9 protein-coding genes are annotated in these 10638 nt (G+C 59.9%); 7 read left to right on the top strand and 2 right to left on the bottom strand.

Translation table 11 applies throughout. The features are described from left to right. Positions 1-225 precede the first annotated feature (225 nt). The 6 genes from ABAC460_RS44665 to ABAC460_RS44640 all read left to right on the top strand — a co-directional run bounded on the left by ABAC460_RS44665 (position 226) and on the right by ABAC460_RS44640 (position 6095). Positions 226-1509, top strand: coding sequence for an amidohydrolase family protein (locus ABAC460_RS44665; protein ID WP_031237413.1), 1284 nt, complete (start codon positions 226-228; stop codon positions 1507-1509). Continuing rightward, positions 1502-2281: an alpha/beta hydrolase gene (locus ABAC460_RS44660; RefSeq protein WP_023455368.1), complete on the top strand. Its 780-nt coding sequence runs from the start codon at positions 1502-1504 to the stop codon at positions 2279-2281. Before ABAC460_RS44665 ends, ABAC460_RS44660 begins: the two co-directional genes overlap by 8 nt. Next, positions 2278-3777: a bifunctional 3-(3-hydroxy-phenyl)propionate/3-hydroxycinnamic acid hydroxylase gene (locus ABAC460_RS44655; RefSeq protein WP_023455367.1), complete on the top strand. Its 1500-nt coding sequence runs from the start codon at positions 2278-2280 to the stop codon at positions 3775-3777. Before ABAC460_RS44660 ends, ABAC460_RS44655 begins: the two co-directional genes overlap by 4 nt. Beyond that, positions 3770-4204 (top strand): GlcG/HbpS family heme-binding protein, encoded by a 435-nt coding sequence (locus tag ABAC460_RS44650; RefSeq protein WP_023455366.1) that lies wholly within the window; start codon positions 3770-3772, stop codon positions 4202-4204. Before ABAC460_RS44655 ends, ABAC460_RS44650 begins: the two co-directional genes overlap by 8 nt. 179 nt (positions 4205-4383) lie before the next feature. Further along, complete coding sequence (locus ABAC460_RS44645; RefSeq protein WP_023455365.1) at positions 4384-5265, top strand: VOC family protein; 882 nt, start codon at positions 4384-4386, stop codon at positions 5263-5265. Then, the gene (locus ABAC460_RS44640) at positions 5265-6095 is read left to right on the top strand and encodes a fumarylacetoacetate hydrolase family protein (RefSeq protein ID WP_023455364.1); all 831 of its coding nucleotides are present in this window, start codon (positions 5265-5267) and stop codon (positions 6093-6095) included. Before ABAC460_RS44645 ends, ABAC460_RS44640 begins: the two co-directional genes overlap by 1 nt. 225 nt (positions 6096-6320) lie before the next feature. Here the strand turns inward: ABAC460_RS44640 and ABAC460_RS44635 are convergent, their stop codons facing one another. Next, positions 6321-8354 (bottom strand): hypothetical protein, encoded by a 2034-nt coding sequence (locus ABAC460_RS44635; RefSeq protein ID WP_155914741.1) that lies wholly within the window; start codon positions 8352-8354, stop codon positions 6321-6323. A 351-nt stretch (positions 8355-8705) separates the two neighbouring features. Between ABAC460_RS44635 and ABAC460_RS44630 the strand changes: the two genes are divergently transcribed. Continuing rightward, on the top strand, positions 8706-9080 hold the full coding sequence (locus ABAC460_RS44630) for a hypothetical protein (RefSeq protein ID WP_023455362.1): 375 nt from the start codon (positions 8706-8708) through the stop codon (positions 9078-9080). Between the two features lie 340 nt (positions 9081-9420). Here ABAC460_RS44630 and pobA read toward each other — a convergent pair whose 3' ends face one another. Beyond that, entirely contained in the window at positions 9421-10590 is a 1170-nt protein-coding gene (gene pobA, locus ABAC460_RS44625) for a 4-hydroxybenzoate 3-monooxygenase (protein ID WP_023455361.1), read from the bottom strand. Positions 10591-10638: the final 48 nt, after the last annotated feature.

Below are 10638 nucleotides of genomic sequence, written 5' to 3'. Positions count from 1 at the left end.
TGCCAAACCCCGTGGACGGCCGTCAAGGCATAGCCACATGGTTGCTCCCCACTTCGTGGAGAGGAGAAGTAGCTGTCATCTCCGTCGGTTATATGGTCCCCGCCCATAAATACCGCTTATGGGTCATATGGGCCGATTGAATTATCGCCGCCCCCCGACTTCGTCCATAAAAATGCTGACAACAAGACGGCGCCCTGATGCGCCGCTCAGCAGTGGATGAAGCCCGTGAAGCGTATTTTATTCAAAAATGTCCGTATCTTCGACGGTTCGGGCAGCGACCTGTTCCCCGGCGAAGTCCTCATCGAAGGCGACCGCATCACCAAGGTCGCCAGGCGCCCCGACGGCTTTTTCGCCAAGCGCGACCCCAAGATCAGCGAGGATGGCGCCGAGGTCATCGATGGTGGCGGCGCCACCCTGATGCCCGGCATGACCGAGGCCCACGCCCACATCACCTGGCCGTCCTCGACCGAGCGCTTCGTGCCGGAATTCGTCCTGCCGATCGAAGAAATGATGATCGTCACGGCCCAGAACGCCCGCATCCTGCTCGATTCGGGGTTCACCAGCGCCTACAGCGCCGGCGCCTTGTCCGAGCGCATCGAGGTCGTCATCCGCGACAATATCGACAAGGGCTACCTGCCCGGTCCGCGGTTGCGCGCCTCGACCCTGGAACGCAGCCCGGACGAGGACGAAACCGCTCCCGGCGCCGTCAATCACGGCCGCGGGCCCGACGCCATGCGCGGCTTCATCAAGAAGTGCAAATCGATGGGCATCGACCAGGTGAAACTGGTTCTGTCCGGCGAAGACGCCCTGCATCCGGGCAGCTCGCACCACCTGATGTGCACCGAGGAAGAGGCCCAGGCCGCCGGCCAGGCCGCGCGTGAAGCCGGTATTCCGCTATCGGCGCACGCCCAGGGCAATGACGCCGTCAAGATGGGCATGCGCGCCGGCGTCCGTGTCATCTATCACTGCACCTATGCCGACAACGAAGCCGTCGACATGCTGGTGGCGCGCAAGGACGAGATCTTCATGGCGCCGGCCATCGGCGTCATCGTCGCCACGCTGGAAGCCAATCCGCCGCCGCATATCGACATGTCGTCGATGAAAGAGATGGCCAAGCCGGTCATCGAAAAGGCCAAGGTGCTGATCCCCGAGCTGAAGCGCCGCGGAGTCCGCGTGCTGATCGGCGGCGATTACGGCTTCCCGTTCAATCCCAACGGCACCAATGCCCGCGACCTGCAACACTTCGTCGATCTGTTCGGCTATACGCAGAAAGAGGTCCTGGTCGCCGCCACCAAACTGGGCGGCGAGTTGATGGAGCTGGATATCGGCCAGATCAAGCCGGGGTTCCTGGCCGACATCCTGCTGGTCAATGGCGATGTCACCCGCGACGTCCGGTTGTTGCAGAACAAGGCCAACCTGTTGGCCATCATGAAGGGCGGCAAGTTCCACAAATGCACCCTGCCCGGCCGTAGCCTCGCCGCTGTTCCGACGCGGGACGAGCATGCCTGAGACCCTTGTCCTCGACCCGACGCGCAACGTCAGTGGAGATCTGTATCTGCCGGAAGGGACCGGCCCGCATCCGGTCCTGGTCGCCGTCCATGGCGGCGGCTGGCGGCGTGGTTCGCCAAAAGCGTTGGCGCAATGGGGCCGGTTTTTTGCGCAGCATGGCGTGGCCGTTCTGGCCGTCAGCTATCGGTTGACGACGTCAGGACCAGCGTGGCCGGAGAACCTGAACGATGTCCTGGCGGCGTTGCGCTGGGTCCAGGCGTCCGGTCCGGCGCACGGGTTGGATACGTCGCGGATCGGATTGTTGGGCGCGTCGGCTGGGGCGCATCTGTCGGCCCTGGCGGCGTTGAGCGGTTCGGTGCGGGTCCTGGTCGGGGTCTATGGTTGTTATGACCTGGTCAGCCACTGGCAGGCCGACCTGATCAAGAACCTGCCGGCGGCGGAAAATCCGACGGTGCGGATGCTTGGCGGGACGCCTTTGGATGATCCGAAGCGCTATTTCGACGCCTCACCGATCAGCCATGTCACCCATGCGGCGCGGTCGTTGCGCGTGCAGTTGATCCATGGCGACCACGACGACGATATCGATGTGGCTCAGACGCAAGGGTTCGCTTTGCGGCTGCGCCAGGCCGGGGCCTTGGTGCAGACGGTCATCGTGCCGGGCGCCGGGCATCTGTGGTTCTCGTCCGAAGACATGACCGACCCGACCAGCCATTGCGCCTTCGTCGCCCCTCGCCTTCTCGCCTTTGTAAAACAGTTTCTGGTGACGCCGTGAGCGACTTCGATGTGATCATTATCGGCTGCGGCCCGGTGGGGGCCACCGCCGCCAACCTGCTGGGCCAGGCCGGGCATGCCGTCGCCATCGTCGACCAGTTTACCGACGTTTTTACCTTGCCGCGCGCCGTCCATATCGATCATGAGATGATGCGGCTGTTCCAGAATCTGGGCCTGGCCGAGAGCCTGTTGCCGCACATGCGCGAGACCCAGGGCCATATGCACCTGGGCGCCGACGGCGACGTCATCCGCTATATGGGCAGTGCCGGGAAGCCGCGGCCGTATGGTTGGGCCAACGACTATTTCTTCTATCAGCCGGAGCTGGAAGCCGCGCTGCGTGACGGTTTTCGGCGGTTCGGCAATGTCGAGTTTATCCAGGGTGTGCGGGCGACCGTCGAAGGTGACGAGGTTATTGCCGGCAACCGGCGTTTACGCGCGCGATACATCATTGCCTGCGACGGCGCGCGCAGCCCGACGCGTGAAGGCTTGGGCATAGAGTTGGAAGACCTGCTGTTCGAAGAAGCCTGGCTGGTGGTCGACGCCAATGTCGACGGGCCTATCAGCTTCCCGGCCATCCCGTCCCTGCCCGCCGGCGCCGACCCGCAGCAGCTTTCGGTCATGACCTGCGATCCCAGACGGCCGGCGACCATCGTTCCGGGGCGTGGCGCGCACCGGCGGTGGGAGTTCATGCTGCTGCCCGGCGAAAGCGAAACCGCGATTGTCGAGCCGGCGTCGATCGAGGGATTGATCGGGCCGTGGTTGCAGGGCTGTGCCTATGAGATTGTGAGGACGGCGACCTACAGGTTCAACGCCCGGGTGGCCAAGCAATGGCGTCAGGGTCCGGTCTTCCTGGCCGGAGATGCCGCGCACCAGACTCCGCCCTTCTTCGGCCAGGGCATGTGCCATGGGTTGCGTGATGCCGCCAATCTGAGTTTCAAGCTGGATCTGGTGTTGCGCGGGTTGGCGGGTGACAGTGTGCTGGACACCTATCAGCCGGAGCGCGAGCCCCAGGTGCGCCACGTCATCGGCGCTGCCGTCGCCGCCGGCCGCTATATCTGCGAGCTGGATCCGGCCAAGGCTTCTGAGCGTGATGAGACCTTGCGCCGCCGTCAACGCGAAGGCCAGGACATCGCCACCGCCGCGGACCTGATTGCGCCCTATGCCCAGGGTCTGGTTGCGCCAGGTGCGGGTGAACGCTTTGTGCAACCGCGTGTCGCCGATGGCCGGTTGCTGGATGACATTATGCCGCGCGGGTTTGTGCTGCTGAGCCGCCGGGCGGTCGAGCATCCGCTGATTGGCCAGCTTGGGATCGCGCAACAGGTCGTCGACGCCGCGTTCGATACGACCGGCGCCTTGGGCGACGCGCTCGACCGGCATCAGGCCGAAGCCGTTCTGCTGCGGCCGGATCGTTATGTTTATGGCTGGGGAACCGCCGATCATCTGCTCGACCTGTTGAGCGCCCAACTTGCCCCTCAGGAGCTGCGTCTTCATGCCTGACCTTAGTCTGTCCCATGCCCGGACCATCATCGCGACCGCGTTGAAAACCGCCCGTGAGCGCAGCTTGTCGCCGCTGGCCGTCACGGTGCTGGACGTCGGTGCCCGCCCGATCGCGTCCGAGCGCGAGGATGGCGCCGGCTTCCTGCGTTTGGATATCGCCCATGCCAAGGCCGCCGGCGCTATCGGCATGGGCTATGGCACGCGTGATCTCGCCAAGCGGGCTGCGGGTAATCCGGGTTTCTATGCCGCCTTGTATGCGGTCAGTGAAGGCGGCATGGCGCCGTCTCCCGGCGGGGTTTTGCTACGCAATGCTGCGGGCGAAGTCATCGGCGCGGTCGGGATCAGCGGCGATACGGGCGACAACGACGAACTGTGTGCGGTCGCGGGCTGTGAAGCCGCGGGTCTCGCTTTCGATACGGGAGCTTGAGTATGCGGACGGCAAGAATACCCCTCCACCGCTTCGCGGTCCCCCTCCCCATGAAATGGGGAGGAGAAATGCCACATCTCCCCACGCTTCTCCTCCCCACCTGTGGGGAGGGGGACCCCGAAGGGGTGGAGGGGTATCTTCCCATCGACGTCCGCCGCACACACACCGGAACCTAACCCATGATCACCCTGCGCAGCATCGAGCTCACCCTGCCCAACGCCGCCGCGGCACGCGACTTCTTCCTCAACCGGTGGGGACTGGCCGACGCCGGAATCGTCGGCGTCACCTCCTACCTGCGCGGGTCGGGCAGCTTCCCCTACCTGGTCTCGCTCACCGAAGGCGAAGCGTCGCACGTCCTGTCGACCACCTTCGAAGCCGATTCGGCCACCATCGACGCCATCCGTTTGGCCGCGAAAACCTCTGGCCTGATGGTCGTCGATACCGTCTCACGCGATCCGGGCGCCGGCCAAGGTATCCTGGTCCGCCTGCCCGAAGGCGAGGTCTTCCGTTTCCTGAGCGGCACCACCCGCGTCGATCCCATCGCCGGCCGCGACCTGCCGGTCAAGCTGACCCACGTGGTGATGAACTCGGCCGACGCTGAAGCCACCGCCGAGATGGCTGAACGCGCCCTGGGCTTCAAGGTCTCCGACCGCACGCGCGGCATGGTGTTCGTGCGCTGCTCGGCCTCGCACCACAGCGTGGCGTTTGCCCGCGCCGGCTATCCCTCGCTGAACCACATTGCGTTTGAGATGGAGGACATGGACGCCGTCATGCGCGGCATCGGCCGGATGCGCGACCATGGCGCAGCACCCGCCTGGGGCCCTGGCCGCCACGGCCCGGGCGCCAATGTCTACGCCTATTTTATCTCACCCTTCGGCGCGGTCGTCGAATATTCGACCGCCGTCGAGGTCATCGCCGACGACTACCCCGTCGGTTCCCCGCAGGACTGGACCTGGCCGCCGAACCGGATCGATCAGTGGGGCATTTCGGACAAGGATTTCGGGGCTCTGGCCAAGGCCGAGAAGGTGTTTACCTACGCCCCGCTGCTGGAGAAGGTTTAATGAAGTACATATCCTACCACCATAACGGCCGCGACAGCTGGGGCCATGTCGAAGGCGACCATGTGTCGGATCTGGGCGCGTTTTTTGGCGGCGACCTGAAGACAGCGATCGCCGAAGGCCGGCTGGGCCATCCCGCCGCCCACGCCACGATTGCCTTGAGCGACGTCAAGCTGCTGCCGGTCATCCCCAACCCGAGCAAGATTTTTTGCGTCGGGCACAATTACGAAACCCACCGCGCCGAAACCGGCCGCGCCAAGGTCGGTCACCCGTCGATCTTCCTGCGCTTTGCCGATACATTGATCGCCGATGGGGACGCGATTGTGCGGCCGGTCAACTCGACCAGCCTGGATTACGAGGCCGAGCTGGCCCTGGTGATCGGCAAGACCGGCCGGCATATCTCGGAAGCCGACGCCATGTCGTATGTGGCGGGTTTCGCCTGCGCCAACGATGCCTCGGTGCGCGACTGGCAATGGCACACGACGCAGTTCGCGCCGGGCAAGAACTTCCCCGGCACGGCGCCTTTGGGGCCGTGGCTGGTGACGCCGGATGAGATTACGGACCTGGAGGCGGTGAAGGTGGTGTCGCGGCTGAACGGCCAGGTGATGCAGGAAGCCACCCTGGGCGACCTGATTTTCCCGCTGCCGGTAATCATCAGCTACCTGTCGGGGTTTACGACGCTCAATCCGGGGGATGTGATTTTGACGGGCACGCCGGGCGGCGTCGGCGCCAAGCGCGAACCGCCGGTGTGGATGAAGCCGGGCGATGTGATCGAGGTCGATATCACCGGGGTCGGGTTGTTGAAGAACACGATCGCAGATGAGGTAATGTAGAGAAAGCGCCGGGCCGGGAGGTCCGGCGTTTTTTTTGTTGCCTTGAGGGCAACTAAATTGTGTGATCGTTTAGGTCGTGCTGAAATTCTAACTGTGACAACCCATACCAACTGTACTTGATCTTTGACGGAACAGACCTCTCCTTCTCAAAATAAATTAAGGCAGAATAGGGTTTCGCTTTTACGCTGCCCATAGACAGCAACGTTAATTGGCGACTAAATATTACTAAAATGGCATAAATAGATATCGAAACAAATGCCACAAACGCCCCAATAAACCGGTCTTACCTCCGGCTCCCTGATCCAATATTACAGCACCCCTAACAGATTCGGATACCACGGATGGCTCGTTTAGCCATATCCCCATGACAGAAGTTTCTTGAGCAAGCCGGAACTCTGTTCGTCTGTCCCACGCAAGGAGCGTGGCCGGGGGGGCTGCGAGACCTTTGCTCACCTTCATGACATCAGCTCCCTCTGGCACTAGCACCAGAAAGCCACTGCCACGTGCAATCGAGTAAAATGAGCCTAGACCTACGAGGTGGGTGGACAAATGTGCGGTGTAAATCGATTGAAGGCGCACTCCATTCGTGAATGCTAATAATTGCCCAACATGAAATACCACCTCTTGCCCCTCAACAATCTCAATGCAGACAAGCTTTAAATCTCCTTTCATAGAGATTACTGGTGCGTGTGCGTCTGGAGCCTGCCGTACCGCCTTCGACGCTACATCTATGCGCGACATAAAATAGCGTCTGGAAACTAGCCGTTGGGGAATAGAGAAAATGGGGCATGGCAATGATAAGCACATATGCGCGCCAGCGCCTACACGCATGGCATCCAAACTAACAAACCAAGAATTTACGCCTTCATGATCTTGCGAAATCTTCTTAAGATTGATTTCATCAGATAAACTGTACTTAAGGGGGATTGCATCACCCGGTTGAGGATCGAGGCGAAAAGTAGCTAGGAGGGAGTTTGTATCGTCTCGAACCTTAAGATTCGCATCAAAAAGGAGGCGGCCGAGTACAATGTTGAAGCTCCCTATTAGGGCTGTCGCTAGGAGCACATATGAAATTAATGAGAGAACTAGCAGTAATGTGAAGACCACACCTGCCAAATTTCTGTAATTTTCGTAGGTCTTATGAATCGCATTTGATCCAATTGTACTTATGGCTGACACCCCATCTGCACCAGCCTGGCGTATCTTTTTTATTTCGTCGCTCGCAAATAGTTCAGCGGCACGCCTATTTCGCTCATAGCTCGCCATGATCATAGCTTCTATTGAGCCGATCATACTCCGACAAATTGTCTTGAAGCCTATGTTTAGCTTCTTACCTAAGATGCGGATAGGAACATTCGCACCTTTGCAAGCTTTGTACCTGTCGATTTGGGGGGGCCGTGCGACCTCTAATACGGAAGAAAAAATTCCAGGAAATTGCGAGAGTTTGTGATCGCCATTAGCCTGCGCCGCGGTCAAGTCCGCATTGAATCGCTCTTGAGTGCGCTTTTCGCGACTATCAATGGTGAAGTATGTGTCTTTTTCAATACCTGTGCGACCAGAAGGGTCGGTGTAGTCAGCTGGGGCCAAATCTATCAACTTCCCGGCGTACAACGCCTCTACAAGCCGTGTCTGAATTTGCCAGTTTATTACCAGTCCAGCGAGCACAAGCGCTGCCGACGGCAACCACAGTATAAATGCGAGAGCGGCAATTTTTTTTCTTGGTAGATTTGCGAATAGACTTTTGAGTCTTCTCCACTCGTGCTGGTGATCAAGCACGAGTTGTACAAGATAATTGGCGATGAAAATGAGACCGCCAAAACCCGCTGCCGCCCCAACGCCGACCAGAATGCTTTCCATAGACAATCCGACAAGTGTTCCGCTACCCACTGCCAGAATAGCATAAGGCAATGCTCCAACTCTTAAAAATATAAGCATTAAAAATAGTGCAAAAAGGAGCGTCGCTAAATGAACAGTTCGCGGTATAGCAGACAATTCACAAATCAACGTCGCGCAAAAAAAGACGAAGCAGACAATCAACGTCGCAAATGACGTCCGTCGAAATTTTTGTATTAATATTAGCACAAACAATATTGCTAACAATGGTGCCGTGTAGTTCAGAATTGCTGCAATTTTTAGCGCAGTTGCTGAGCCGCTTAGTACCTCCCGGAGATGCAACGCGACTGACGAACCAGCGAGAACGAATGCCAGTAGGAGTTGCGCCTTATTCAGTGCAAGCAGCAGCCTCGACTTCGTAACCATGGCACGACAATACCCCAAATTGGCGTTATGGTTTTTTCCTAACACCCAATTAATTCGCCATCAAGGCGCGAGTCGAAACATTTCAACCCATATTCGAGAAAGAGAGAGAAAGCGAGAGACACTGGAATATCGATGACACTCGATCGCTTACACCTTCAAAAAGAAGACCTGCGTCTTAAAACCCGCTAGGCCGCTTAGATATGCTCGTGCTCTTCACAAACGACCGAGCCCGAAATTCCGGGAACGCCTATCATTTGCGATAATATTCAACGGCGGGCCGGCCGTCGTCTAGCCACCAAATCGACAGATTTCCGTGAAAATCAAAGACGCACGAGGATACGAGAGGCGGCCATGAGACTTGTCGTATTGAGTTTGCCGGTACTGATGCTGGCGACGGGCGCTTTCGCAGATTGCGCCGGGCCGCTCGAAACCTTCGCCAAGGTGCGGATAGAGAAGGTCTCCGCGCCGGTGATCGATCCGCAGGGGAATCTCCAGGAGGGCTGCTTTCTTCATGCCAATGGCAAGGTGTTGGGATATTCAACCGAAGAGGCTTTGTGCCACGGCAGCGTCGGCCGGACGGTCAGCGTAAGGTTGGCGCATTACGGCTGCTGCGATACAGGGCCGGATGATGGCGATTTTACCCGCATAATCAGGTCGATCGCGGATGATGGTACGAAGGCTGCGCAGGGCAATGGTGTCACGGTGTTTTCGGTGGCGGGGCGGTAGGGTTTGTAAGGTTGGGGTCTGCGTCGTTTGCCCGTGGTTGGCCACTAAGAGACCGTCGGCGACAGAACCACCGGCGGGCCAAATCCCCCACCGTCTCATTTGCTTCCAGCAAATGATCCACCTCCCCGTATAACGGGGAGGGATTAAGTTATTTATATTGCTGGCTTTTTTATATCGCTCCGCGGATTTGGCGCGCAGTGGTTGCCGGGTCCGGGCAGTTATTGGGTCGAGGGGCCCGAGGCCCCTCGCCTTTGATATCTTTAAGATACCCCTCCACCCCTTCGGGGTCCCCCTCCCCACACGTGGGGAGGAGAAGTTGGGTTCACTTCCAGCCCTGCGACTACAAGGGTAAACCTATATAGTTTTCAGCTATGGCGGTTTGGGCCGCCGGGCTGCTGCGGATGTAGTTCAGGTCGGCCTTCTGCATCTTGCGGTCAAACACCGACATCCCCGGAAAACGATGCGTCAGTTGCGTCATCGACCACGAGAACCGTTCCGCCTTCCAGATGCGGCTCAGGGCGCGCGCCGTGTAGCCTTCCAGCCCCGCTTCGTCACCACGCTTGTAATAGCCGATCAGACCGTCGGCCAGGTAGGCCACGTCCGAAGCCGCCAGGTTCAGACCCTTGGCGCCCGTCGGCGGCACGATGTGCGCCGCGTCGCCGGCCAGGAACAGCCGGCCATGCTGCATCTTTTCGCAGACGAAGGAGCGCAGCGGGGCGATGCTTTTTTCGAGCGACGGGCCGCGCGTGATCCGGCCGTCGTCGCCCAGCCGCGTCGCCAGTTCGTCCCAGATCCGGTCGTCGGACCAGTCCTCGATCTTCTCCGACGACTCGCACTGGATGTAGTAGCGGCTGCGCGTCGCCGACCTCTGGCTGGCCAGGGCAAAGCCGCGTTCGTGGTTGGAATAGATCAGTTCGTGGTCCATCGGCGGCACGTCGGCCAGGATGCCCAGCCAGCCGAAGGGATAGACCTTTTCGATGCAGTGCGCCGCAGCGTCGGGCATGGTTCGGCGGCTGACGCCGTGGAAGCCGTCGCAGCCGGCAATAAAGTCGCAGTCGATGCGATGGTCGCTGCCGTCGTGGCGGTAGCTGACCCACGGCGCGCCGTCGATGTCGTGCAGTTCGACGTCGGCCGCTTCGAAAACGATCGGCACGCCGCGTTCAACGCAGGCGTCCATCAGGTCGATAGTGATTTCAGTCTGGCCGTAGACCATGACGTCCTGGCCGGCCAGGCTGTGGAGGTCGATGCGGAAGGCTTCGCCGTCGTCCATCAGCAGGAAGCCTTCGTGGCGCAGGCCCTGGCGGTCCATGCGGCCGTTCACCCCCACCCGCCGCAGCAGGTCGACCGTGCCGTATTCCAGCACGCCGGCGCGGATGCGGGCTTCGGTATAGGCGCGGGTCTGGCGTTCCAGGATGATGCAGTCGATGCCTTCGACATGCAGCAGTTGCGACAGCATCAGCCCGGCGACTCCGCCGCCGACAATGACCACCTGGGTGCGTTGGGTTTGCATGGATGATCCTCTTTTGACGCCTCATGTTTATCCAAAAAGTGCCTAAGA

The sequence above is a fragment of the Asticcacaulis sp. AC460 genome (assembly GCF_000495795.1).
Taxonomy (GTDB): domain Bacteria; phylum Pseudomonadota; class Alphaproteobacteria; order Caulobacterales; family Caulobacteraceae; genus Asticcacaulis.
Note: the sequence above shows the minus strand (reverse complement) of the source record. Positions and strands in the feature narration are given on the sequence as shown.